General features: G+C 36.3%; 24 protein-coding genes. 21 read left to right on the top strand and 3 right to left on the bottom strand.

Annotated elements, in window-relative coordinates; genetic code table 11:
- Positions 1 to 69: 69 nt before the first annotated feature.
- Positions 70 to 780 (bottom strand): DUF421 domain-containing protein, encoded by a 711-nt coding sequence (locus tag AC6IWN_RS07770; protein WP_497991805.1) that lies wholly within the window; start codon positions 778 to 780, stop codon positions 70 to 72.
- Between the two features lie 231 nt (positions 781 to 1,011).
- Between AC6IWN_RS07770 and AC6IWN_RS07765 the strand changes: the two genes are divergently transcribed.
- From AC6IWN_RS07765 to AC6IWN_RS07750, 4 genes are all read left to right on the top strand, one after another.
- Complete coding sequence (locus tag AC6IWN_RS07765; protein ID WP_497991804.1) at positions 1,012 to 1,716, top strand: ABC transporter ATP-binding protein; 705 nt, start codon at positions 1,012 to 1,014, stop codon at positions 1,714 to 1,716.
- 7 nt (positions 1,717 to 1,723) lie between these two features.
- Positions 1,724 to 4,162: an ABC transporter permease gene (locus tag AC6IWN_RS07760; protein ID WP_497991803.1), complete on the top strand. Its 2,439-nt coding sequence runs from the start codon at positions 1,724 to 1,726 to the stop codon at positions 4,160 to 4,162.
- Between the two features lie 157 nt (positions 4,163 to 4,319).
- The gene (locus AC6IWN_RS07755) at positions 4,320 to 4,514 is read left to right on the top strand and encodes a DNA-directed RNA polymerase subunit M (protein WP_497991802.1); all 195 of its coding nucleotides are present in this window, start codon (positions 4,320 to 4,322) and stop codon (positions 4,512 to 4,514) included.
- A gap of 257 nt (positions 4,515 to 4,771) precedes the next feature.
- Entirely contained in the window at positions 4,772 to 5,548 is a 777-nt protein-coding gene (locus tag AC6IWN_RS07750; protein ID WP_497991801.1) for a transporter substrate-binding domain-containing protein, read from the top strand.
- A 229-nt stretch (positions 5,549 to 5,777) separates the two neighbouring features.
- Here AC6IWN_RS07750 and AC6IWN_RS07745 read toward each other — a convergent pair whose 3' ends face one another.
- Both AC6IWN_RS07745 and AC6IWN_RS07740 read right to left on the bottom strand, forming a co-directional pair.
- The gene (locus tag AC6IWN_RS07745) at positions 5,778 to 7,787 is read right to left on the bottom strand and encodes an MFS transporter (RefSeq protein ID WP_497991800.1); all 2,010 of its coding nucleotides are present in this window, start codon (positions 7,785 to 7,787) and stop codon (positions 5,778 to 5,780) included.
- On the bottom strand, positions 7,765 to 8,217 hold the full coding sequence (locus tag AC6IWN_RS07740; RefSeq protein WP_497991799.1) for a MarR family winged helix-turn-helix transcriptional regulator: 453 nt from the start codon (positions 8,215 to 8,217) through the stop codon (positions 7,765 to 7,767). Before AC6IWN_RS07740 ends, AC6IWN_RS07745 begins: the two co-directional genes overlap by 23 nt.
- Before the next feature lie 360 nt (positions 8,218 to 8,577).
- Here AC6IWN_RS07740 and AC6IWN_RS07735 point away from each other — a divergent pair, with 360 nt between their 5' ends.
- From AC6IWN_RS07735 to AC6IWN_RS07655, 17 genes are all read left to right on the top strand, one after another.
- Entirely contained in the window at positions 8,578 to 9,240 is a 663-nt protein-coding gene (locus tag AC6IWN_RS07735; RefSeq protein WP_497991798.1) for an amino acid ABC transporter permease, read from the top strand.
- A gap of 28 nt (positions 9,241 to 9,268) precedes the next feature.
- Complete coding sequence (locus AC6IWN_RS07730; RefSeq protein WP_497992188.1) at positions 9,269 to 10,027, top strand: amino acid ABC transporter ATP-binding protein; 759 nt, start codon at positions 9,269 to 9,271, stop codon at positions 10,025 to 10,027.
- A gap of 143 nt (positions 10,028 to 10,170) precedes the next feature.
- Complete coding sequence (gene rimP, locus AC6IWN_RS07725; protein WP_497991797.1) at positions 10,171 to 10,638, top strand: ribosome maturation factor RimP; 468 nt, start codon at positions 10,171 to 10,173, stop codon at positions 10,636 to 10,638.
- Between the two features lie 38 nt (positions 10,639 to 10,676).
- Positions 10,677 to 11,723 carry a transcription termination factor NusA gene (gene nusA / locus AC6IWN_RS07720; RefSeq protein WP_497991796.1) on the top strand — a complete coding sequence of 349 codons (1,047 nt, stop codon included), beginning with the start codon at positions 10,677 to 10,679 and terminating at the stop codon, positions 11,721 to 11,723.
- A 113-nt stretch (positions 11,724 to 11,836) separates the two neighbouring features.
- Complete coding sequence (gene rnpM, locus AC6IWN_RS07715) at positions 11,837 to 12,124, top strand: RNase P modulator RnpM (RefSeq protein WP_497991795.1); 288 nt, start codon at positions 11,837 to 11,839, stop codon at positions 12,122 to 12,124.
- Between the two features lie 16 nt (positions 12,125 to 12,140).
- Positions 12,141 to 12,452 (top strand): L7Ae/L30e/S12e/Gadd45 family ribosomal protein, encoded by a 312-nt coding sequence (locus AC6IWN_RS07710; RefSeq protein ID WP_497992187.1) that lies wholly within the window; start codon positions 12,141 to 12,143, stop codon positions 12,450 to 12,452.
- Positions 12,430 to 15,855 (top strand): translation initiation factor IF-2, encoded by a 3,426-nt coding sequence (infB, locus tag AC6IWN_RS07705; protein WP_497991794.1) that lies wholly within the window; start codon positions 12,430 to 12,432, stop codon positions 15,853 to 15,855. Before AC6IWN_RS07710 ends, infB begins: the two co-directional genes overlap by 23 nt.
- A gap of 114 nt (positions 15,856 to 15,969) precedes the next feature.
- A complete protein-coding gene (rbfA, locus tag AC6IWN_RS07700; RefSeq protein ID WP_497991793.1) occupies positions 15,970 to 16,407 on the top strand; it encodes a 30S ribosome-binding factor RbfA in 438 nt (145 codons plus the stop codon).
- Positions 16,408 to 16,410: 3 nt separating this feature from the next.
- On the top strand, positions 16,411 to 17,397 hold the full coding sequence (locus AC6IWN_RS07695; protein ID WP_497991792.1) for a DHH family phosphoesterase: 987 nt from the start codon (positions 16,411 to 16,413) through the stop codon (positions 17,395 to 17,397).
- Positions 17,390 to 18,295 carry a tRNA pseudouridine(55) synthase TruB gene (gene truB, locus AC6IWN_RS07690; RefSeq protein WP_497991791.1) on the top strand — a complete coding sequence of 302 codons (906 nt, stop codon included), beginning with the start codon at positions 17,390 to 17,392 and terminating at the stop codon, positions 18,293 to 18,295. The genes AC6IWN_RS07695 and truB overlap by 8 nt, the downstream gene beginning before the upstream one ends.
- 58 nt (positions 18,296 to 18,353) lie before the next feature.
- Entirely contained in the window at positions 18,354 to 19,274 is a 921-nt protein-coding gene (locus tag AC6IWN_RS07685; protein WP_497991790.1) for a bifunctional riboflavin kinase/FAD synthetase, read from the top strand.
- A 306-nt stretch (positions 19,275 to 19,580) separates the two neighbouring features.
- Positions 19,581 to 19,847, top strand: coding sequence for a hypothetical protein (locus tag AC6IWN_RS07680; protein ID WP_497991789.1), 267 nt, complete (start codon positions 19,581 to 19,583; stop codon positions 19,845 to 19,847).
- Positions 19,848 to 19,943: 96 nt separating this feature from the next.
- Positions 19,944 to 20,354 carry a hypothetical protein gene (locus AC6IWN_RS07675; protein WP_497991788.1) on the top strand — a complete coding sequence of 137 codons (411 nt, stop codon included), beginning with the start codon at positions 19,944 to 19,946 and terminating at the stop codon, positions 20,352 to 20,354.
- Positions 20,355 to 20,527: 173 nt separating this feature from the next.
- Positions 20,528 to 21,322 carry a hypothetical protein gene (locus tag AC6IWN_RS07670; protein WP_497991787.1) on the top strand — a complete coding sequence of 265 codons (795 nt, stop codon included), beginning with the start codon at positions 20,528 to 20,530 and terminating at the stop codon, positions 21,320 to 21,322.
- Positions 21,323 to 21,510: 188 nt separating this feature from the next.
- A complete protein-coding gene (rpsO, locus tag AC6IWN_RS07665) occupies positions 21,511 to 21,777 on the top strand; it encodes a 30S ribosomal protein S15 (protein ID WP_497991786.1) in 267 nt (88 codons plus the stop codon).
- 341 nt (positions 21,778 to 22,118) lie between these two features.
- Complete coding sequence (locus tag AC6IWN_RS07660) at positions 22,119 to 23,531, top strand: MATE family efflux transporter (protein ID WP_497991785.1); 1,413 nt, start codon at positions 22,119 to 22,121, stop codon at positions 23,529 to 23,531.
- 192 nt (positions 23,532 to 23,723) lie between these two features.
- Positions 23,724 to 24,859, top strand: a protein-coding gene (locus tag AC6IWN_RS07655) for an IS3 family transposase (RefSeq protein WP_497987882.1) whose coding sequence is annotated in 2 segments (ribosomal slippage) — positions 23,724 to 23,970 and positions 23,970 to 24,859 — 1,137 coding nt in all. Because the reading frame shifts where the segments join, the coding sequence is not laid out codon by codon here.
- Positions 24,860 to 25,205 lie beyond the last annotated feature (346 nt).

Below are 25,205 nucleotides of genomic sequence, written 5' to 3'. Positions count from 1 at the left end.
ATTTATGTCACGGAAAGTGAAATAGTATATCTCGGCCAATTACCGTCCCTAGAATGACCATAATTCCACTCATTCAAAGATATCACGAAGCATCTTTTTATGATATTTTTTGTAGACATTCAGTTTGTTTTGCGTTGAATCATAGGTAGCAAGGATAACCTCCTTGATATCGGTAACACCGTTGCTTTGTAATTGCTTATCTACCCATTTTTCATTCTTGCCTGTGCTTTTTAAATTATCATTTAATATCTTGCCGTCTATAATGACATTTGCTAGAGGTAAACTTTGTGTAGGATTCAGATTCAAATCTTCCGGTGTGGATGGACGTTTTAACGCGACCGGAAGAATACTGATTTTGCCATTCGTTTCAAGAAATACGGTGTGTACTTCCTCAAGATCATAATAACCAGATATTCTGCAGGCAGAGAGAAATTCGTCTATGTCCATTTTTGCTTTCAGTAGATTTTTTTCATATACCTGTCCGTCCTGGAATAATATGATGCATTGCCCTTCAAAAAATCTTCGCAAATAAATAGATTTACAAGTTAAAAAGGAGATTGAAATAGTTGTTATAGTAAAAATCAACATAGAAATAAACGGCTCCATAATACTGTCGGTCGACATAACTGCCATCTCTCCGGCGATTGAACCTAAGGCAATGCTGCTGACATAGTCAAACATACTCATTTGAGACATTTCACGGTTTCCCATTAATTTTGTAAAGATAAATAGGGAACCTAAGGATGCGAAGGATGAAAAGATAATCTTATAGATATGCATAAGTACCTCCTAAATCATTAACTGATATATTTTGTAATAAAGTCCATAATATAATTGTAGATATTGATAGCATTTGCAAATTATATAAAAATATAAGTAAAAAAACAGGGATAAATTTGAACGTAATTTATGTGGTTTGATTAAAAAAGTAATTCATTTATCAATTTAAGGTTGATAAGGTAAATAAATTGCGAAGGAAAATAATGATTTACAGTTAGGAAGGATGAAATGATGGAGGATTTTATAAAGCTAGAAAAAGTTCGAAAAACTTATAAAATGGGTGAGGTTGAAATTCACGCATTGGACGGAGTAGAATTCTCCATATTGGAGGGAGAGTTTGTAATTGTAGTCGGTCCAAGCGGCGCTGGTAAAACGACAGTCTTAAATATACTTGGAGGAATGGATATCACTTCCGATGGAGCAGTGTTTGTAGCAGGTACGGATATCGCAAATTTTAATGAAAAGCAATTAACTAAATATCGAAGAGATGAAATTGGGTTTGTGTTTCAGTTTTATAATCTAGTTCAAAATCTAACAGCAAAGGAAAATGTGGAACTTGCCACCCAAATATGTAAGGATCCACTAGAGGCTGAGGGGGTATTAAGTGAAGTGGGTTTAAGCGAACGCATGTACAACTTTCCGGCACAATTATCAGGCGGAGAGCAACAGCGTGTAGCAATTGCAAGAGCATTAGCAAAAAATCCAAAACTTCTTCTGTGTGATGAGCCAACTGGAGCTCTGGACTATCAGACCGGTAAATCGATATTGAAGTTACTTCAGGATACCTGCAGGGAAAGAAAAATGACAGTTATCGTAATAACACATAACTCTGCATTGGTGCAGATGGCAGACAGAGTAATAAGAATTAAAAATGGAAAGGTTCATGACGTAAAGATAAACGAAGAACCGTTGTCAATTGATAAGATAGAATGGTAGGAGTGTTATGAGAAAAAAAGCGTTATGGAAAGATTTTTATATGGAGTTAAAAAGGAGTCTGAATCGGTTTCTTTCTATATTCCTGATCGTTGCTTTAGGGGTTGCATTCTTTGCAGGTATTCGTGCTACCAATCCGGATATGAGATTGACTGCAGACTCATACTTTGATAAGAGTAACTTAATGGACATACGTATCCTTAGTACGATGGGTTTGACCGAGGAAGATGTAAAGTCGGTTTCTGATGTTCCGGGCATAGAAGCTGTAGAGCCTACCTATGAGGCTGATGTGCTTTGTGATGTTGGGGGAAGTGAGCAGGTTCTAAAAGTAAATGCTTTAACTAAAACATTAAACCGTTATACACTGACAGAGGGAAGATTTCCCGAGAAAAATAATGAAGTAATGGTAGACTCTTATTTTATTAGTAACACAAAATATAAGTTGGGTGATAAGATAAGATTAAGTTCGGGAACGGAGCAAAAATTAAGTGATACTTTGAAAAATGATGAGTTTACGATTGTCGGTGTGGCTTCGAACCCATATTATTTATCGTTCCAGCGTGGCTCTACTGCAATCGGAAATGGAAAGATTAATAGCTTTATCGTAGTACTTCCCGAAGTGTTTAATATGAAAGCATATTCCACAATTTATGCATCCGTAAAAGGAGCAAAAGAACTGATAACTTATACCGATAAGTACAATAATAAGGTGAAAACCGTAGTAAATCGTGTTAAGTCTATAGAGGATGAGCAATTTCAAACAAGCAAAAAAACAAAATGGTATGTACTGGATCGTAATAGTATTGAAGCATATGTTGAATTTGAACAAAATGCAGATCGTATCGGTGCTATTGGTAAGGTATTCCCGGCTATCTTCTTTTTAGTAGCAGCTTTAATTAGCCTTACGACGATGACACGCATGGTTGAAGAAGAGCGAATGCAGATAGGTGTTTTAAAAGCATTGGGATATACGAAGAAGTCAATTGCGATGAAATATCTACTCTATGCATTTCTCGCGACAATTGGGGGCAGTTTATTCGGTGCTGCAGTCGGTTTAAAGGTACTTCCGACTGTTATCATAACAGCCTACAAGACCCTATACGCTAATATTCCTGAGATTATTGCTCCATTTAACATGTATTACTTTGCTTCTGCAACTTTGCTAGCTGTATTATGTGTCGAATTGGCTACATTTCTAGCCTGCTATAAGGAACTGCTTTCTAAGCCTGCTGTTCTAATGAGACCGGAAGCACCAAAGATTGGTAAACGTATTGTTTTTGAAAGAATACCTCTATTATGGAATCACTTAGGATTTACCTGGAAAGCAACTGCAAGAAATTTGTTTCGATACAAAAAACGTTTTATTATGACAATCATCGGGATTGGCGGTTGTATGTCATTGCTTTTAGTTGGATTCGGATTAAAGGATTCCATATTTGTTATCTATACCAGACAGTTTGATGAAATAATGATGTTTCATGCGTCGGTTGCAATTGATTCTAAAGCATCACCGGTGCAGAAAAAGGAGCTAGATCAGGAACTAGATAAAATAAGCGAAATCAAATCATGGATGAGAATGAGAAATGAATCAGTGGATATCACGTCTGATGGGATAACAAAATCAGTATCTTTGTATATACCGGAACATCCATCTCAGCTAAAAAGCTATATCGTATTAAGGAACCGAGTAGGTCATAAAGAGCATGCTCTGAGTAACAATGGAGTTGTAATAACGGAACAAATTGCAAAGAAACTGAAGCGAAAAGTAGGAGATATGATCACATTAAATAAAGGAGGGATGGAAGGAAAAGTAAAGGTTTCCGGTATTACTGAAAATTATATGGCGCATTATCTGTATATGACCCCACAACTATATCAATCCATTTTTAACAAAGAGGTAAAATATAATGAGTTTCTTCTTCTGATGCCGAACCTAAATGAAAAACAGGAACTTGATATAGGAAATCAAATATTACAATATAAGGCGGTAACCGGTGTATTCTACACAAGTTATTATCAGAATATGTTATCAAATGTGATGGTAAGTTTAAATATTGTTGTATGGATATTGATTCTATCAGCCGGTGCTCTTGCCTTCGTCGTTCTATATAATTTGAATAATATTAATATCAATGAGCGAAGAAGGGAGCTAGCGACGATTAAAGTGTTGGGTTTTTATAATAGTGAAATGGCAGCTTATGTATACCGAGAAAATATCGTTCTTACTGTCATTGGGGCCCTATTTGGGATGTTGATGGGGGTAATACTTCATCATTATGTGATTATTACCGCAGAGATCGATATGCTAATGTTTGGTCGAAATATTAAGTGGGTCAGCTATGTGTACAGCTTTCTCCTTACGCTATTATTTTCTATATTAGTTAACTTCGCAATGTACTATAAATTGAGAAAAATCGACATGGTGGAATCACTAAAGAGTGTAGAGTGATTTTAGGAGTATAATATTAAATATAAATTGTGATTAATCTACAATAAATGTTGTCGATATTATACAAATTTTTATGTGGTATCGTAAGACAAGGTTTACATTAATTTCTAATTATGGTATAATTTTAAGCGTATTTCACAATGGGGGGGACGTAACAATGTTGAAAATTTATATTTGCCCGAAGTGCTATAATTTTAGAATGGTTTCCAGAAAACCGGATGCTATTTGTTTACATTGTGGAACAGTGTTAGAACAGTGTCATATGGATTATCGAACTTATATGAATATGACTGACAATGAGCGATGTGATTATAAAATTATGTATAAAGGAAAGCATATTTTAGGTAAATAACAAGGATTTTTAAAAGGATATAGTATTTAAATAATTTCATTAATAAAACTACAGCTTTCTGAGAGGTATAATGCAAATATTTTATTAGTATTATGCTAATCCGAGGGCTGATTTTTTGTAGAAATGTATTATATTTACAACAAAGTCATATTTGATACTATTTTTAGAAATTTATGATTGAAAAATATACGTTCTCATGGTAGTATGGTAAAGTGATAATTCGGGAAAGTTAAAAACAGGAAATCGGAGGAATAAAGATGAAGAAAATATTATGTTTCATAATGGTATCAATTATGGTACTTGGTTTAGCCGCATGTGGTAAAAAAGAAGATGGTAATAAGCTGGTAGTAGGGCTTGATGATACGTTTACCCCTATGGGATTTCGTGATGATAATAATAATATTGTAGGTTTTGATATAGATTTGGCAAAAGCAGTCTGTAAAAAATTGAATATGAAATTTGTTGCACAGCCGATTTCATGGGAATCTAAGGTGATTGAATTAAATACAAATAATATTGATTGTATCTGGAACGGTCTTTCGGTAACAAAAGATAATGAGGATCAAATGACGTTATCTCCTTCTTATATGAAAAATGAAATTGCATTGGTAGTAAAGAAAGATAGCAATATCCAAACTTCTAAAGATATGGCCGGTAAGAAACTTGCTTTACAAGGCGGATCAGCAGCAGCGGAATTATTAGATTCACAGGAAAACAAAGAACTGAAAGATTCCTTAGGAAAAATCAATCCGTTTGATAACTACAATACCGCACTTCTTGATTTGGATAGCGGTAATTCCGATGCAGTATTGATGGACTCCGTTGTTGCAAACTATGCGAACAATGAGGGAGGTAAGGACTATAAAGTTCTTGCGGATTCCTTATTAGAGGATAAATATACAATCGGTTTCAAAAAAGGTAATCAAGAATTATGCGATAAGGTTTGGAATGCGTTGAAAGAATTAAAGGCGGAAGGCAAAGTTGCTGAGATTTCAAAGAAGTGGTTTGGAACGGATGTTACTACAATTCAATAGATATGAATTGAGGTCAAAAGCCATTTAATTAGTGAAACGTCAATTTAGATAGTTATTGAAGATGCAATAGAAATCATATTTCATCGCAACACGCTTCCGCTTGGATGAAGTACGTAATGGTGCATTTGTACTTTATAATAAAAGCGTGTGATTATTATCCGTAGGTACCTCGTACTTTGCTTGGATTGTATTCACACGCTTTTGATATTGCAATTTGGTATAAGAAGAACTATGCTTTTTCTTCTTTCAGTGGTCGATAGAAGATTAGTAGTAATATTCCTAATATCGAAGAGATTAATACGGTAAGGTAAACCTGTTGGAATCCGGTGTTTAACGTATCTTGGAATTTCTGTTCTATCTTACCGCCCAATTGGTCAATTTTCTTTCGATAATCTTTACTTGCAGTTTCAAATGATTTTGGTACTGCATTTTTTAATGTAGTCATTTTGCTGATTGTATCTTTCATGGATGCCTCTGCGGCCTTCATGGATTTTAACTGCATTTGCAGACCAGTGTTTTTAGAATCTTTCATTAATGCTGCCTCGACACCCTGTATCCCCATATCCAAACCGGACACACCAGATTCTAAGCTGTCGATTCCGGTTTGTACTCCGTCCTGTATCTTTGAGGTAAGATCCGGTGTCATTAATTCAAAGATGGCAGAGGAGAAGGTCTTGAGGTTTGTAGTAATGGTTGTGACATCAGAGGATTTAAGTAGTTCAAGTGTTTTCTCGGGAATTTTAATTTTACTATTTGTAGGGCTCATATTAAATTTAATAGTTTCCATCGATGTAAGATCCGGGAATTCAACTCCTGCGAGTTTATCCTTCATGTTTGGATCTGATTTTAATTCATTAAACCGATCGGTTAATTCCTGTGCATAAGGAAGAGGTGGAACATTTATTTCATTTGGTAACAGTTCCATTACATTTCCTTGAATAGATGCACCGGCATGAGAGATAAATCCAACCATAATAGCTGGGGCAATCGCAGTACCGATGGAACGAATTAAGGATACCGTAGCCAGAGCTGAGGTCGCTTCTTCTTTCTTTGTGTTTTCAAGCATCATATAATTAATCGGAGTACCCATAGTAAAACCGATTCCGGTACCTACGAATATAAGGCTGACAAAGACAGTTAAAAGGTTCGGATAATTTGTGGTAATAAGAATGAGGAATAATGAGCCGATGCCGGAGAAGAGAAAGCCGAGACCAAGCACCGGTTTCACTCCGAATTTATCTATTAACTTACCTGATATAGGAGCACCAATTCCGGCAAATAGCCCTAGGATAAATACAAAATATCCTCCTTTACCTGAAGCGATTTTTATAGCATTTTCTGAAAATTGTGGTACAAAAATCATACCCATCAAAATAACTCCGGTGATAAAAGATAAAATTAATGTTACTATGATTGAAAACTTTTTAAAGTATTCTAAGTTTATGACCGGATCCTCTGCTTTTGACTCCGCTAGTAGGAAGAAGGGAAGTAGAACAATAAAACTGATCAGATAAGGATAGACTTTGGTGCTGGTGATGGAATCCCCAAATTTGAAGAAGTCTATATTCTTGAGTCCATATAACAGACAAAGAATCATCACAACTAAGATTGTAATACCGAAATAATCAATCTTCTTTACGTTTTCTTCTTTTGTATTAGATAAGGTCAATATTCCGGCTATAATTATAAATATGGTGATCGGAACATTAACATAGAAGATAAACTGCCAGTTATTCGTTCCAAACAAATCAAGTATTGCACTTCCGGCAGATGCTCCAAGAATATTTGCAATTCCATATACACCGCCGATTAAACCAAGAGCCATTCCGCGTTTTTCCTTCGGAAAGGTTGTTGCAAATTCAGCATTTGCAATTGGAACAATTCCGCCACCGCCGATCGCCTGAACAGCACGTGCGATTAATAGGATAGGGAAGCTTTTAAAATCCTGGGATAAACCGCAGAAGAGTGAACCTATGCCAAATAAAGCAATACTAACTAGGTAGATGTATTTTCTTCCGAATTTATCCGCAAGTTTTCCCATAACAGGGATGCTAGCCGCATAAGCAAGGGTATACATCGTAATCATCCATATACCGGTATTCGCATCTACGTCTAAGAAATTCTGAATTACAGTTCGTGCCGGAGTTACGATACCGGTATCAATCGCCCCCATAAATATACCTAATAAATAAACCGCAACAATCAGTCCTAAATTTTTATTTTGTTTTATTGTCTTCATTATTCATGCTCCTTCCGTCTATTACTTTAACTGCATTAGAGGACATCTTTGAGAGAATTCTATTAAATTCGTTGATTTCCTCTTTTGTTATCCCCTCGAAGAGATATTTATGCCATATCTGTAACTCTTCATCTACCTGACCCATTATTTCTTTTGCATCTGTTGTTATGGTGATAAGCTTCTCACGTTTGTTATTGGGGTTATCCAATCGGTTAATCAGTTTCTTTTTTTCCAATTTACTGAGAGTTTTTGCGATGGAGCCTTTATCCAACATGAAATGTTTTGCGATCGTATCTTGATTCACATTTTCGCATTTGTAAAGATATTGTAATATGAGTTGCTCGTTAAATCCGATATTAATTTCTCGTAATCTGCGTTCGAAAAATGTACGGCTGTATCTTGTAAGAATGGATAAATCAGTGATAAACATAACATCCTCCTTGTATGTTGTATGTACAACTGTTGTATATGCAACTATTTTAATTCATGGACAATGAAAAAGTCAATTATAATATTTAGAAAGTATTTTTTTTAATATCTGGTGAATGAGAATGTCATTTCCTTATATAATATCGATAAAGCTTTGTTGTATTATTTACAGTATATTACATCGGTGTTTTTAAGATTTATGAATTGAAATCGACGCAACGTTGTGGTAATATGGTAAAGTGTTAGAATGCAAAAAAGAATTATTTATTACTTTAAATGAAATATCGAAGAACTTAGAGACATAGTTTTGGTGAATGAAGAGATGCTTTGTGTTTTATATTTCGATAGAATGGAGATTTTTATGAAGATCGATAAGGTGCCGATAGACACACTTGTACATAACATGTTAATAGGAAGCGTTACCACGCTTGAAATATTTTTTCTAACGATACTGTTTTCTATACCATTAGGATTTCTTGTGGCCTTAGGGCGGAAAAGTAGATTTCGAATTATCAGTATACCGATTCGAATCTATCAGTTGATCTTCCGCGGAACTCCGTTGATGCTTCAATTGATATTTTTTATGTATGCCCCATCTTACTTATTTGATATTAAATATCCATACAGAATGATTCCTTGTATATTAGCCTTTTCCATTAATTATGCAGCTTACTTTGGAGAAATCTTCAGAGGAGGAATTGCTTCTATAGCAAAAGGTCAATATGAAGCAGGAAAAGTTTTGGGTTATACAAAGCACCAAACGTTTATTCGTATCATTATGCCTCAGGTGGTAAAAACAGTTATCCCATCCGTTGGAAATGAACTTATGACCTTGGTTAAGGATACCTCCTTGGCACAGGTTATCTCTGTAGTTGAGTTATACCGTGTAGCAGCAACAGCGGGTACAAAATATTTTTCAATTGTTCCGATTATGGTTGCCGGATTGTTCTTCTTAATTATGAACACCGTAGTTGAGATTACCTTTAAATTAATTGAGAAAAAATTAGATTATTATCGTAACTAGCTCGTATAATCGAGATAAAGTGGAGGATATCATGTTATTAAAGGCAGATAATATAAAGAAAGAATTTGACGGCACCCAGGTGCTGAAAGATATATCGCTAGGAGTTGAGGAAGGAGAAGTGGTTGCAATCATCGGACCGTCCGGGTCTGGTAAATCCACCTTACTTAGATGCCTTACTCAACTTGAAAGAGTAGATAATGGCAGAATCGAGGTTTGTGGAAAACAGATGGTTGATACATTTTCAGGAGTGGGTTATTCTGATTCAAAGGCCTTGCATGAAATCATATTGGATGTTGGTCTCGTTTTTCAAAACTTCAATCTCTTCCCACATTTTTCGGTGTTACGTAATATTATGGATGCACAGGTTAAGGTTCTTGGTATTGATAAGAACACCGCAAAAGATAGGGCGATGGTGTTGTTGAAAAAAATGAATTTGGAGGATCGAGCAAATGCATATCCTTGTGAAATGTCAGGCGGACAGCAGCAAAGAGTTGCTATCGCCAGAGCGCTTGCATTAAATCCTCGTATTCTTTTCTTTGATGAGCCTACTTCCGCGCTTGATCCTGAGTTAACCGGTGAAATATTAAAAGTAATTCGTGAACTTGCCAAAGAGAAGATAACTATGGTTATTGTTACGCATGAGATGGCATTTGCAAGAGATGTCGCTGATAAGGTAATATTTATGGATCAGGGAGTGGTTGTTGAAGAAGGAACCCCGGAAGAAGTATTTGTGAATACTTATAATGAAAGAACAAAAGAATTCCTTCAGAGATTTAATCAAAATTAATACTTGCAATTATTGGATACGTTTGTTATAATAACAGATGTGCTAAATGATAAGACTAATTAAGGAGTGGACGAAAGTCCACTCTTATTCTTTGCTTAGCGGTTGTATGTAAACATGATTTGAGTAGGAAAGTAGGGATTTGAATGACAAAACATGAAGAATATGAACAAAGGACAGAAAAACTTTTACAACCAATCCTGTCAAAAAATCAATTCGAGCTATATGATGTTGAGTATGTAAAGGAAGGTGGAAATTGGTTTTTAAGAGTTTATATCGACAAAGAAATAGGCATCTCCATCGATGATTGTGAGATTGTAAGCAGAGCATTAAGCGAATTACTTGACAAGCATGATTTTATTCCGGATTCCTACATCCTTGAAGTGAGTTCACCCGGTCTTGGAAGACAATTAAAGAGAGATAAGCATTTTGAAAAAAGCATCGGGGAAGAAATTGAGTTAAAATTATACAAATCTATTAATAAGAAGAAAGAGTTCGTCGGTATCCTGACTGCATTTGACCAGGATACAATTACTATAGAGCTAGAAGATGAATCATCTTTAGCATTTAATCGTGCTGATATTGCAATTGTGAGATTGACGTTTGACTTCTAAAGTCAAAATTCTAATGAAAATAAGGAGGATATTGAAAAATGGATGGTAACAAAGAACTGATTGAAGCTTTAAATCAAATTGAAAAGGAAAAAGACATTAGCAAAGAAATTTTACTTGAGGCATTGGAAAATTCATTGGTTGCTGCATGTAAGAATAATTACGGCAGAGCGGATAATATAAAGGTTAATATTGATCGTATCACAGGTGCGGTAAATGTATACGCAATGAAAGAAGTTGTGGATGAAGTTACTGATCCGGTTATGCAGATTAGCCTTGCGCAGGCAAAAATGAAGGATGCGAAAAAAGAACTAGGTGATATCGTTCCAATCGAAGTAACTCCGAAAAATTTTGGCCGTATTGCAGCTCAGAAAGCAAAACAGGTAGTGGTTCAAAAGATTCGTGAAGAAGAAAGAAAAGTATTATTTACACAGTATAGCGGAAAAGAAAAGGATATCGTAACAGGTATCGTACAACGCTACGTAGGAAATAATGTAAGTATCAATCTTGGTAAAGTTGATGCGATATTAACAGAAAGCGAGCAGGTTAGAGGAGAAGTGTTCCGTCCAACCGATCGTATCAAATTATACGTTCTTGAAGTAAAGGATACAACCAAAGGACCTAGAATTACTGTATCCAGAACTCATCCGGAACTTGTAAAAAGATTATTTGAAGCAGAAGTAACTGAAATTCAGGATGGTACCGTTGAAATTAAGAGTATCTCCAGAGAAGCAGGTTCTAGAACAAAGATGGCTGTGTGGAGTAACAATCCTGATGTTGATGCAGTTGGTGCTTGTGTCGGTTTGAATGGTGCAAGAGTTAACACTATTGTGAGTGAACTTCGTAATGAGAAGATTGATATTATAAACTGGAGCGATGATCCTGAGAAGTTAATTGAGAATGCACTCAGCCCAGCCAAAGTAGTGTCAGTAGCTGTGGAAGAGAATGAAAAGAGTGCTAGAGTAATTGTGCCGGATTATCAATTATCACTAGCAATTGGTAAAGAAGGACAGAATGCAAGACTCGCAGCGAAATTAACCGGCTTTAAGATAGATATCAAGAGTGAATCACAGAGCATGGGATATTAATGTGAAAATAAAAAACAATTTTCACATTTAAAAGTTTGTACCTGCGAAATCCTCGGCACAAACTAATGCAAAGGATAGATAGCTTATGTGAAATTAAGGATGTGAAAGAATAAATGGCAAAGAAATTACCATTAAGAATGTGTACTGGATGCGGAGAAATGAAAACGAAAAAAGAAATGATCCGTGTCTTAAAAACACCGGAGGATGAGATAATTATTGATACCACCGGTAAAAAGAATGGACGTGGCGCTTATATATGCTGTTCTCTTAGCTGTTTACAAAAAGCGATTAAAACCAGAGGACTTGAGCGCTCTCTTAAAGTCAGCATTCCTAAGGAAGTAATAGAGACATTGGAGAAGGAGATGATTTTACTTGAATCCGGAAAACAAGAAAATATTTAATCTGTTAGGAATTGCGATGAAATCAGGGAATGCAGCAAGTGGTGAATTTTCTACTGAAAAGGCTGTGAAGGAACGTAAAGCTGCATTAGTAATTGTAGCAGATGATGCTTCGGACAATACAAAAAAAATGTTTACTAACATGTGTACTTACTATAATGTGCCAATTTACTTTTTTGGTATAAAAGACGACTTGGGTCATGCAATGGGTAAAGAGTTTAGGGCATCTTTAGCAGTGCTTGATAAAGGTTTGGCAAATGCAATAGAAAAGCAACTGAAAACGGGTGATACGAACGGAGGTAGTAAGTATGGCAAAAAAGAAAATATTTGAGCTTAAAAATGAGATAAATGATATTACTCATGCTTCTATTGAAAGCAAAGACATTCTTGACTTTGTTGAAAAGAGCTTTGGAGTGAAAAAAACACACAGTAGTGCACTGGAAGATAACGAAGTTGCATATATAAAAAACCACTTTGTAAAATCAAAGAAGGAGCCAAAGCCAGTAAGCCAGATAGCACCAAAACCGGCCAACGAAGCGGTACAAAGCAAGGTAGCTTCCCATACAGGAAATCAATCTGCACCACATACCGCAGACAAACCAGCTACACCGTCGCACAACCGACAAAACAATCCAAAACCGGCACAATCAACCGTCCAAGGTAATGATAGACAGGGACAAAGACAAATTGGTCAAAGACCATTTGAACAAGGTCAACAGGGGGCACCCGGACAAAGACCCGCAGGAGGACAAGGCGTAATGAATCAAGGACAACATGGATCTCAAGATCAGCAGAATACATCTGTAGAATCTTCAGAATATCAGGGCCCGAACACCACATTAAGAAACACAGGAGAACAGGGACAGAACAATAATAATGGTCAAAGACCAGCAGGTCAGGGATACCAGGGTAACAGACCTCAGGGTCAAGGTTATCAAGGAAACAGACCTCAGGGTCAAGGTTATCAAGGTAACAGACCTCAGGGTCAGGGATACCAAGGCAACAGACCACAGGGTCAGGGATACCAGGGCAACAGACCTCAGGGCGAAGGATACCAAGGTAATAGACCTCAGGGTCAGGGATACCAGGGCAACAGACCTCAGGGCGAAGGATACCAGGGTAATAGACCACAGGGTCAGGGTTATCAAGGTAATAGACCTCAGGGCGAAGGATACCAGGGTAATAGACCACAGGGTCAAGGTTATCAAGGTAACAGACCACAGGGTCAAGGTTATCAAGGTAACAGACCACAGGGTCAGGGATACCAGGGTAATAGACCTCAGGGTGAAGGATACCAGGGTAATAGACCTCAGGGTGGTGGATACCAGGGTAATAGACCTCAGGGTGAAGGATACCAGGGAAACAGACCACAGGGTGGCGGATACCAGGGCAACAGACCTCAGGGTCAGGGATACCAGGGTAACAGACCTCAGGGTGAAGGATACCAGGGCAACAGACCTCAGGGCCAGGGATACCAGGGTAACAGACCTCAGGGTGAAGGATACCAGGGCAATAGACCACAGGGTGGTGGATACCAAGGCAACAGACCTCAGGGTGGCGGATACCAGGGTAATAGACCACAAGGTGGTCAAGGTGGCCAGGGTGGCCAAAGAGGTGGATATGGCGGCGGTCAGGGTTATTCCAGACCAAGCGGTGGACAGAGACCGGGAAGCTATGGAACTCGTGGCTTTGAAGATATGGGTAAGGATGATGACGATAAGCCAAGCTACAACAGATCTGCACAGGGTAGAAAACCGGCAGGAAGACCTGGCGAGCGTAAAACCTTTGATCAGCAGATTCTTGATCAAAAAGTAGCAGAAAAGAACGATAACAGCAACAAGAGAAATCGTGATCGTATCAATAAAGAGAAGAATTATAAAGACAGAAATCTTGTAGACCGTGATAAGGATCTCAAGATTAAAGCTGCACCGAGAAAAGGTCAGTTCATTCAACCAAAGCCGATACAGGTCGTAGAGGATGAGATTAAAGTTATTATTATTCCTGAGGTTCTTACGATAAAAGAATTAGCGGATAAGATGAAAAAACCTTCCGCAGCATTAATTAAAAAGTTATTTCTTGCAGGAAAGGTAGTTACCTTAAATCAAGAAATCACTTATGAAGAAGCAGAAGAGATTGCACTTGATTATGAGATTATTGCAGAAAAAGAAGTAAAAGTAAATGTAGTCGAAGAGTTATTAAAGGAAGAGGATGAAGATCCGGATACTTTAGAAAAACGTCCTCCGGTTGTTTGCGTTATGGGTCACGTTGACCATGGTAAAACATCCTTGCTTGATGCAATCCGAGAGACAAATGTAACTTCGAGAGAAGCAGGTGGTATCACTCAGCACATTGGTGCTTATATCGTAGAAGTAAACGGTGAGAAGATTACCTTCTTAGATACACCAGGTCATGAAGCATTTACCTCCATGCGTAAACGTGGTGCGAAATCAACCGATATTGCTATTCTCGTTGTAGCTGCAGACGATGGTGTTATGCCACAAACCGTTGAAGCAATTAACCATGCGAAGGCGGCTGGAGTGTCCATCATTGTAGCAATCAATAAGATTGATAAACCAAGTGCTAATATAGAGAGAGTAAAGCAAGAGCTTACCGAATATGAATTGATCGCAGAGGATTGGGGTGGTGATACCATCTTTGTTCCAGTATCTGCTCATACAAGAGAGGGTATTGAACAATTACTTGAAATGATTATTCTAACCGCAGAAGTTGGTGAGTTAAAAGCGAACCCGAATCGTAATGCCAGAGGTATTGTCATCGAAGCTCAGCTTGATAAAGGTAGAGGACCAGTTGCGACAATCTTAGTTCAAAAGGGTACCTTACATGTAGGTGATAATATTGCGGTTGGATCTTCTTTCGGTAAAGTTCGTGCGATGATGGATGATAAGGGAAGACGTGTAAAAGAAGCAACTCCATCAACTCCGGTAGAGATCCTTGGATTAAATGAGGTTCCGGATGCGGGTGAAACATTCCTTGCTACAAATAATGAAAAAGAAGCAAGAAATATCGCTGAAGCATATCTTACTCAAAGTAAGGAAAAATTAATTGAGGATACCAAAGCTAAATTATCCTTAGACGGATTATTCTCACAGATTAAAGCAGGTAACATTAAAGAACTTAATCTTATTATTAAGGCTGATGTTCAGGGCTCCGTTGAAGCAATGAAACAGAGTTTGATAAAACTTAGTAATGATGAAGTGGCTGTTCGTATTATCCATGGCGGTGTTGGCGCAATAAATGAATCTGACGTTATTTTAGCTAGTGCATCGAATGCAATTATCATTGGTTTTAACGTAAGACCGGATAATGCTGCAAAAGAAACTGCGGATCGTGAAAAGGTAGACGTAAAGCTGTATCGTGTCATCTATGATGCAATTAATGATATCGAAGCTGCTATGAAGGGTATGCTTGATCCGATCTTTGAAGAAAAGGTAACCGGTCATGCAGAAATCAGAATGACCTTTAAGGCTTCAGGAATTGGTACTATAGCAGGTTCCTATGTTCTCGATGGTAAGATCGTCAGAGGCAGCAAGGCTAGAGTGTTCAGAGGCGACGAAAAGATTTATGATGGTAATCTTGCATCTTTAAAGAGATTCCAGGATGATGTCAAAGAAGTTGCAACCGGATATGAATGTGGTCTTGTATTTGAGAAATTTAATGAAGTTAAAGAAGGCGATAGGGTTGAACTCTATGCAATGGTTGAAGTACCTAGATAGTTCATTATAAGGAATTAATGCAGGTAAGCGCACCTAACCCGGAACACGGGGTGGGTGCTTTGGCTGTACCTTCTGACGCCCAAGTTCGCAGTGCTTTGACAGAATGGAGATTATATGAGAAAAAACAGTATTAAAAACACAAGAGTAAACGGTGAGGTACAAAAGGTACTGAGTACGTTAATCAGCAGAGAGATAAAAGATCCTCGAATCAATCCGATGACCTCCGTGGTAGCGGTTGAGGTGGCACCAGACCTTAAAACAGCAAAGGTATATATCAGTGTTTTAGGAGATGATGAGTCAAAGACTTCTACATTACGTGGATTAAAAAGTGCATCCTCTTTTATGAGAGGACAATTAGCAAAAACTCTGAATCTTAGAAACACACCGGAACTTACCTTTGTGATTGATAGCTCCATCGAATATGGCGCTCATATGTCAAAATTGATTAATGAAGTTAATAAGAACTTATCTGATACCGATACGGAGACAACTTCTGGTATGGATGAAGAAGATGGCGACGATGAGGGTTTAACGAAAGAAGAGGATGAATAGCTTATGAATAAAATTAATGCAGAGATAATCGGTGCTAAAAAAATAGCAATCGCAGGACATGTAAGACCTGACGGTGACTGCATTGGTTCCTGTACGGCACTTTATTTATATCTGAAGCAGAATAAAGATCAATTCGCTCTCCAGCAAATCGATGTTTATCTAGAACATTTCGGTAAAGAATTCGGTCTTTTATCCGGTATAGAGGATATAAAGCATTCTTATGAATCTGATGAAGAGTATGATATATTTATTTCATTGGATTGTGGTAGTTTAGACCGTTTGGGTAATGCATTAAAATATTTTAATACAGCTAAAACAACAATCAATATTGACCATCACATCAGTAATCAAAGCTTCGGTAGAATCAACCATGTGATTCCCGATGCTTCATCAACCTGTGAAGTGCTATTTGATTTATTCGATGAAGAGCGCATCACAAAGGAAATCGCTTCCTCCTTATATGTCGGATTGATTCATGATACGGGTGTATTTAAACATTCGAACACTTCACAAAAGACATTACAGGTGGCTGCTACATTAATTAGCAAGGGAATCCCTTTCTCGGCTCTGATTGATGAATCCTTTTATGCAAAAACTTATATACAAAATCAGGTATTGGGTCGTTGTCTGATGGAAAGCATCCTAGCTATGAATGGTAAGGTGGTTATATCTTCCTTAAGTAGAAAGATGCTTGATTTTTATGGAGCTTCCTCTGCTGATCTGGATGGTATTATCGATCAACTTCGAGTGACGAAAGGAACCGAAGTAGCAATATTTATTTATGAAACAGATTTTCGTGAATTCAAAGTGAGCATGAGATCAAATGGTGAGGTAAATGTAAGCAAGATTGCGGTTTACTTTGGCGGAGGCGGACATATTAAAGCCGCTGGCTGTACAATGACCGGTACCGTACATGATGTGATTAATAATCTTACCCCTCATATTGAAGCTCAGCTAAAGGAATTAGGTAGGAGCAAGACAATTGATTAACGGAATAATAAATATATATAAAGAAAAAGGATATACCTCTCATGATGTAGTAGCAAAAATGAGAGGTATCTTAAAAATTAAAAAAATTGGTCATACAGGGACTTTGGATCCGGATGCAATTGGAGTGTTACCGGTTTGTATTGGCAAGGGAACAAAACTGGTCGACTTAATCACGGACAAGGACAAGACCTATGAGGCGGTTCTGAAGCTTGGAATAACTACGGATACACAGGATATCACAGGGACGATACTTACGCGTAGTGAAGTGAACGCAGACTATAATCGTATTTGTGAAACAATCATGAGCTATGTAGGAGAATACGACCAGCTTCCACCTATGTATTCAGCCATCAAGGTTAACGGGAAAAAATTATACGAATTGGCCAGACAGGGACAGGAGATCGAACGAGAACGTCGCAGAGTTAAGATTCATGCAATTCACATACTTGGACATGATGAGGTGGAGCATGAGGTTACGTTATCTGTGGATTGCTCTAAAGGAACTTATATTAGAACGCTTCTTCATGACATTGGTGCAGATCTTGGTTGTGGAGGAACGATGAAGAGCCTGAAACGTACCGCAGTTGGTAATTTTCGTTTAGAGAATGCATTAAAGCTTTCCGATGTGGAAGCTCTTGTTAAGGATAATCGTATCGAAGAGTATGTAGTTGTGATTGATGATATATTTAAAAATCTGCAAAAGGTTATTGTAAAGCAGGAGTTTCAAAAGCTAATTAACAACGGCAATATATTTACAACGGACAATATATTACCCCCTGAATATGAACTATCAGCGGGTAATTTAAGAGTTTACGATGAAGATAATACATTTATAGGAATATATCGATATGATAAGGATGAAAACCGCTTTAAACCGGTTAAGATGTTTTTGGCATAATCGATATTCAGTGATATGTTTCCACCATTCGAAAGAAACAGAAAGGTCGGGGGATACTATGGAATATATATCAGGGACAAAATTCAAGTATAAAAACAGTGCGGTTACCTTGGGTAAATTTGAGGGGCTTCATCTGGGACATCAACAATTGATTGATCAGGTGGTTTCTTATAAGAAACAAGGATTGACTGCAATTATGTTTAGTTTTTTACTAAATCCCTCCAACTTATTTTCAGAAAAAGAATTTGAATTAATTTATACAGAAGAAGAGAAGATCGCCAAAATGAAGCGAACAGGAATTGATGTGTTAATATCCTGTCCATTTACAGAGAAAACAAGATCGATGGAGCCGGAGGATTTTATAAGAGATGTTCTGGTCGGTCAGTTGGATGCTAAGGTGATTGTAGTAGGTAATGATTATCGCTTTGGGGTTAATCGTAAGGGTGATGTAGCCTTATTAAAGAAATATGAAGAGGTATACGGATATCAGGTAATTGCAAGTGAAAAGATTAAGTGGAAGAAGGAAACTATTAGTAGTTCCTCAATCCGTCAGGCACTTAAAGAAGGAGAGATGGAGAAAGTGAATGGTTTACTTGGCCATGCTTATTCCATCCGTGGTGAAGTGGTTCACGGCAGAAAACTGGGACGAACGATAGGAATGCCAACCACGAATCTGATTCCCCCCTCCAATAAATTATTACCACCCTGTGGTGTCTACTCTTCTAGATCCAGAATTAACGGAATTTACTACCCGGGTGTGACCAATATCGGATACAAGCCGACGGTCGGGGAAGAAGAACTGCTTGGTGTAGAGACCTTTATCTTTGATTATAATGAGAATTTGTATGGTAAAACGATAGAAGTAGAGCTTCATAACTTTATTAGACCGGAGCTTAAATTTGGTTCACTCGAAGAGTTGGTTCAAAAGATGAAAGAGGATATTAAAGTCGCAAAAGATTATTTTAAAAATCTTATGTGATTCATCGATCCTTATAAACTAAAATCATAGTAAATAATGTAAGCTGTTGTATAGCATGATATGCTCCCTCCTAAGTAAACAAGTTTTTGTTACTTTCTTGTCTACCTAGAAGAGAGCATAAATAAAAAGGCTATACAGCAGCTTTATTTATAAAACGTATAATAATAAATCCTATTCTTATAGTATCCAATCAGTGTTTGGCAATTAAAATACCTTAGTGTTTTGGACAAAGTCATTGATAGAAAGTAATATGAATTGTATAATATTGCCATGTAAATAATTGACTACAAAAGTGGAGGAAATTTGATGGAAAAGAAATCGGTAAACGCAATATGTGCATCAATAATTTTAGGATTTTTTATTTTAGGATTCTTTATTTCGAATGGATTGAAAAACAATACTCCGATACAACAACCAATTCAACCATCAACAGTTAAATATCAGTATGTTGCCGTTGGAAATTATCTAATTATGTATGATAGTCAAACAGGTGATGGTTGGCAAAAAAATATAGTACCAGATGAGCAAGAATCAACCGATTGGACAAAACTGCCATCTCCTTATGATGAATAATGTACTATTATTGTATCATATAAATCTTACTGTTATTTCTTGCGAATATTATTAAATTACTATACAATAACAAATAATGGATAAACGGAGGAGATTATGAAAGATTATAAAAACATATATGGGGGATTAATTATTGCCGGAGCAATGATCATATGTGCACTTATTTTGTCCTATTCAATCAAAAATAGTGAATTTAATTTAAACGGTAATTTAAACGGTAATTTAAATGGAGAATTATCATTAGTTAATAATGATAGCGAAAATTCCGATAACCAGAATGAGAATAGTGATAATAGCTCAAGTAAAAATACGATTAATTTAATATTAGTAGACGAAGCAATGCATATGATTAATTACGAGAATATTAATAACTTTCTTACTGATATCAAATCGGGAAAATTAAAAGATTTTCCATATATTAAGATAAATGAGGATTATTTATTCAGTAGGAAGGCAATTGAAGAATGGGTATATAAGCAAAGCTTAAGGCAAACAATTATTAAGTAGTTTCTACATATTGAATTTATAAATATGATTTTTATTAAAACTATTATTGAGAATATTTATTGAGATTTGATTCAGTATTGATATCAAAAAATACTTTAATCAATAAGTTATTAATTTTCTCCATCCGAATAAAATATTATAGAATTCTTCGTTCTGTGATTGGAGAGGATTGAATGGATCATTTTTTTTATAAAAAGAATCTTGGGATTCCTGTTAGCATTATGATGTTTCTATCATATTTGGTTGGATATTATTTATCAAGCAACTTAAGTGCATTGTTTGTGGCGGTGTTAACCGCAGTTATTGTGTTCTCCTTTGATTTTGACGATAAGGTGAAGGTGGCAGTCGTACAATCTTATATTTTTGCTTTTGCATTTCAATTGCTTTTTGGTCTATTGAATATTCTTCAGCTTATTAATCAAATTTCAGGATATTGGAGATTTTTAAAGATACCTTATAGTACTGTACTTTATCATGTAGGAGTTAATGGACTGACAATTATTCTATTTTTAATCTTTTTCGTATTTATTTTTGCTGGATTAATTGGGAAGGATATTATACTGGGCTTTACTGCAATTCTATTAGAACAGAATAAAATCGATGATAAGGTACCGATGCCAGAAAAAACGGTTCCACAGCCGGAGAAGATGACGAGAAAAATGAAACGATTATTTCCGCCAATTCAGCAGGATTATCCTCCGATGCCCCAAGTTCAGCCACCGGCGAAATCAACCGGTGTTATAAAGCCCAACATACCTTCGACTACAAATCAAGATAGTACAAATCAGAATAACCAGAATCAGAATAATCAAAATCAAAATAGTGAAAATCCAAATAACGAAAATCAGAGCGGAGAAAACAATCCTATTGAAAATAACAATACTGAAGATGATCCCGTTGACGATCAAATTGATGAAGGTGGAAACACGGAAGAACAAGATGCACAGGGTCAAGATACCGATCGCTAATTTAAATTATTGTTATTAAGTCTCTGCGAGAGTCAGTCATATCTTATATGAAATAATTATAGCAAAATATGTTTACAATATAATTATTATATGTTACTATACCAAAGTAAACAAACCCATTACTCGGATTTGGGACACTCCGACCTTTTTCTTGGTAATAGGCGTTTAAATTGAAAGGAGAATTTACTATGATCAGTAAAGAGAAAAAACAGGAAATCATCAAAAATTTTGGTAGAACACCAGAAGATACCGGTTCACCGGAAGTTCAAATTGCACTTTTAACAGAAAGAATCACAGAGTTAACAGAGCATTTGAAAATCAATAAGAAGGATCATCACTCAAGAAGAGGTCTTCTTAAGATGGTTGGACAAAGAAGAGGTTTACTTGAATACTTAAAGAAAACGGATATCGAAGGATATCGTGGACTTATCGAACGTTTAGGTTTAAGAAAATAGTAAAATTCTAATTCTAAGAAGGTGAATCTTGATTCACTTGAATCATAAACTGTCCCATTTGAAGCCGTATGTGCTGAGTGTGGGGCAGTTTTATTATTCTATACGAAAGAACTTTTTGCTGTAATGTGGTAAATTCTGCTGATGTTATAGAATATATAACTCCTTGTGGCATTCATACTTCATAGTTATCTAGTTATATATCAGTGCATCATAAAACAGAAATTTAAACTTAAAATAAAGAATATTAAATAAAGTATTAAAATAAAGTACGATTTAAAAAAATGATCGAAAAAAGTAATTAAAAAATAACACGTTATAAAATAAAATTGGTTTGGTGAAAAATGAATAGTATAGTAGAAGTTTTTAAAGATAAAAGTTTCTTGAAGAAAACACTAGCAATCGCAATACCGGTAACACTTCAGAATCTTTTAAGTAATATGTTGAATCTTATTGATTCACTCTTAATTATACGATTGGGTGAAACTGCTGTTACTTCGGTTAGTTTGGCAAATAAATATTTCTTCATATTTTCCTTGCTGATGTTCGGAATTAGTAGTGGATCAAGTGTTTTAGCATCACAGTTTTACGGAAAGAGGGATATGCTTAGTATCAAGAGAGTGTTAAGAATCTCGATGACAGTAGGGGTGATCGGTGGGATATTATTTATGCTGCCTGCATTATTAAATCCTAAAATTATCATGGGAGTAATTACTACCCATAATGATATGATAAAAGTCGGAGCACTTTATCTGGGTGTAATTGCAATCAGTTATCCGATTACCGCAATTACGGTATCTTATTCCTCGATACTGCGAAGTATGAATTATGTGAAGGTTCCAATGCTGATTACCGGTTTAGCAATCCTGGTAAATGTCATATTGAATTTTGGTTTAATCTTTGGTATGTTCGGTTTACCGGAACTTGGTGTAGCCGGCTCAGCACTCGCTACCGTGATAGCCAGAACCTTGGAATGTGGACTGCTCCTATTTATTTCAAGACTTCGCAAAGCAGGAGATGGCGGTGTAGGTGATTTCATCCATGTGAAATATCATAGATCAGTTGAAAATAATGAACCTTTCATCACTCGTAGATTTATTAATAAATATTTAAAGACAGCCGCACCGGTTATTGCAAATGAGTTTATGTGGGGACTTGGTGTAACCATGTATGCACTTGTCTATGGCCGAATGAATGAGCACGCTACAGCGGCAATTACGATTACGAATGTAATCGAATCCATCGTCGTTGTAACATTTTTGGGTTTATGTAATTCATCCGCAGTTATTCTGGGTAACGAGCTTGGTGCAAACGAACTGGAAAAAGCAGAAAAGCATGCAAAGAATTATATGATACTGCAATTACTGATATCTTTAATCGCTGCTCTAGCAACCTTCCTACTCAAAGATGTCATAGTTTCCATGTTTCCGGCATCGCCTCAAGCAATTCACTACATTAAATATTGCATGATCGTATTATCGATCTCCATACCGATCCGTGCATTAAACACTCAGATTATTGTATCCATATTAAGAGCCGGCGGAGACAGTTTAGCGGCGTTATTCCTTGATATAACCGGTGTTTGGTTTATTGGAATTCCAATGGCAGTTCTGGGTGGCTTAGTGTTTCATTTCCCAATCTATATTGTATATGCTATGGTACTTACGGAAGAACTTTATAAACTGATAGTAGGATATATAAGATATAAAAAGAAGAAGTGGGTAAGAAATATCGTGGTTCATGATGTAATTGGATAATTTGCTTTAGGTGATTAATTATTTTATTTGAGATAATCTAATTAATAAATGGAAATTCCCCTAACATCTGAAAGCATATCGTTCAACTTTATTTAAGATATCTAAATTAATAACTGTTGGTGTTAGTATATAACAGTGGACACGAAAAGTTTAACACATTACAATAGTTCCAAGAAAGGTGTGTGTTATTCAATGTCCAAGAACGGTGTCCGTTATTCGGAAGAATTCAAACAACAGATAATCGATCTGTATCAATCAGGTAGTTCAGTTAGCTATCTTAGTAGTGAGTATGGTGTGGCAAATGTAACGATTTATAAATGGATTAAAGAATCATCTCCAATTAAAGTATCTGAGAAGGAAGAAATCACTTCAAAGGAATACGAAAAAATGAAAAGACGTATTGCTGAACTTGAAATGGAGAATGAAATCTTAAAAAAAGCTACCGCCATATTCGCCAGAAAACGATAGAAGAAATCGTTACCTTCATCGAAAAATACAAATCAAAGTATACCGTTAAACTTATATGCAAAGCCTTGAAGTTCCCTAGGAGCACCTATTATAAGGCTCTAGTTCATGTGCCCTCAAACCGACAGATTAAAGCTGAAAAGTTGAAGGCAGAAATCCATAAGATTTATTCAGAAAGCAAATGCCGCTATGGAGCTCCCAAAATTCATAAGATACTGATAATGAGAGGTAAAAATATTAGTCTTAAAAGAGTTCAACGTTATATGTCTTCCATGGGGCTCCGCTCTATCGTAGTTAAAAAGTTCCACCCACATTCCTCTAAATCAAATGTGGTAGAAAGAGAGAACATTTTAAATAGAGATTTTAAAGCAACCAATATAAATCAAAAATGGTGTACTGACATAACTTATATTCATACGTTAAAGGATGGTTGGACTTATCTTGCGTCTGTAATGGATCTCTACAGCAAAAAGATTTTAGGCTATGCATATGGAACTTCAATGACTACAGAGCTTGTAATTAAATCTTTAGAAAACGCCTGCCTAAATGTAAAAAGTACAAAGGGAATTATTCTCCATAGCGATCTGGGAACACAATATACCAGTCAGAAATTTAACGAGTTAATAACCCAAAAGGAAATGGTGCATTCCTTTAGCAGGAAAGGCAATCCTTATGATAATGCATGTATTGAATCCTTTCACTCCTTACTAAAAAAAGAAGAGGTCAATCATAAAAAATACTATGATTTCAATGATGCCAGTAAGGCAATCTTTGAATATATCGAATCCTGGTATAATCGAAAAAGGATTCACGGTGCAATTAACAATATGACTCCTCATGCAGTGCATGACGCTGCTGCATAGGAAGTTAAACTTTTTGTGTCTACGTTATTGACACAAGTCCACTGTAATATATAAATCTAATTCATAAATAAAGGTTAGTTCCCTTTAGTTAGATGCCGGAAGAAATCAAGATATAATGATTTTTTCCGGCATATTAACGTTATCTTATTCGTATATGATTAATATATACATAAATTGAAGATACTGATTCATGCATAAAATTATTCTAAATAGTAATGGCTTGAAAATAATTGTAGCATAATGGTAACAATAATGGTATAATATTGTAGTTAGAGTTACGGGAGGACAACCCGAGACTTCTGAAAAGATTATCGAAATCAATGAGGTTCGGTAGGTTTTTCAGTTG

The sequence above is a fragment of the Variimorphobacter sp. HTMS_6 genome, from assembly GCF_059717775.1.
Note: the sequence above shows the minus strand (reverse complement) of the source record. Positions and strands in the feature narration are given on the sequence as shown.

Coding starts and splice junctions, on each gene's coding strand:
- rnpM (WP_497991795.1), top strand. CDS start 11,837: ATGGCAAAGAAATTACCATTAAGAATGTGTACTGGATGCGGAGAAATG.
- AC6IWN_RS07770 (WP_497991805.1), bottom strand. CDS start 780: ATGCATATCTATAAGATTATCTTTTCATCCTTCGCATCCTTAGGTTCC.
- AC6IWN_RS07765 (WP_497991804.1), top strand. CDS start 1,012: ATGGAGGATTTTATAAAGCTAGAAAAAGTTCGAAAAACTTATAAAATG.
- AC6IWN_RS07675 (WP_497991788.1), top strand. CDS start 19,944: ATGAAAGATTATAAAAACATATATGGGGGATTAATTATTGCCGGAGCA.
- AC6IWN_RS07740 (WP_497991799.1), bottom strand. CDS start 8,217: ATGTTTATCACTGATTTATCCATTCTTACAAGATACAGCCGTACATTT.
- AC6IWN_RS07680 (WP_497991789.1), top strand. CDS start 19,581: ATGGAAAAGAAATCGGTAAACGCAATATGTGCATCAATAATTTTAGGA.
- infB (WP_497991794.1), top strand. CDS start 12,430: ATGGCAAAAAAGAAAATATTTGAGCTTAAAAATGAGATAAATGATATT.
- AC6IWN_RS07670 (WP_497991787.1), top strand. CDS start 20,528: ATGGATCATTTTTTTTATAAAAAGAATCTTGGGATTCCTGTTAGCATT.
- AC6IWN_RS07685 (WP_497991790.1), top strand. CDS start 18,354: ATGGAATATATATCAGGGACAAAATTCAAGTATAAAAACAGTGCGGTT.
- rbfA (WP_497991793.1), top strand. CDS start 15,970: ATGAGAAAAAACAGTATTAAAAACACAAGAGTAAACGGTGAGGTACAA.
- AC6IWN_RS07755 (WP_497991802.1), top strand. CDS start 4,320: ATGTTGAAAATTTATATTTGCCCGAAGTGCTATAATTTTAGAATGGTT.
- AC6IWN_RS07760 (WP_497991803.1), top strand. CDS start 1,724: ATGAGAAAAAAAGCGTTATGGAAAGATTTTTATATGGAGTTAAAAAGG.
- rpsO (WP_497991786.1), top strand. CDS start 21,511: ATGATCAGTAAAGAGAAAAAACAGGAAATCATCAAAAATTTTGGTAGA.
- AC6IWN_RS07750 (WP_497991801.1), top strand. CDS start 4,772: ATGAAGAAAATATTATGTTTCATAATGGTATCAATTATGGTACTTGGT.
- AC6IWN_RS07745 (WP_497991800.1), bottom strand. CDS start 7,787: ATGAAGACAATAAAACAAAATAAAAATTTAGGACTGATTGTTGCGGTT.
- nusA (WP_497991796.1), top strand. CDS start 10,677: ATGGATGGTAACAAAGAACTGATTGAAGCTTTAAATCAAATTGAAAAG.
- AC6IWN_RS07695 (WP_497991792.1), top strand. CDS start 16,411: ATGAATAAAATTAATGCAGAGATAATCGGTGCTAAAAAAATAGCAATC.
- AC6IWN_RS07660 (WP_497991785.1), top strand. CDS start 22,119: ATGAATAGTATAGTAGAAGTTTTTAAAGATAAAAGTTTCTTGAAGAAA.
- AC6IWN_RS07735 (WP_497991798.1), top strand. CDS start 8,578: ATGAAGATCGATAAGGTGCCGATAGACACACTTGTACATAACATGTTA.
- rimP (WP_497991797.1), top strand. CDS start 10,171: ATGACAAAACATGAAGAATATGAACAAAGGACAGAAAAACTTTTACAA.
- AC6IWN_RS07710 (WP_497992187.1), top strand. CDS start 12,141: ATGAAATCAGGGAATGCAGCAAGTGGTGAATTTTCTACTGAAAAGGCT.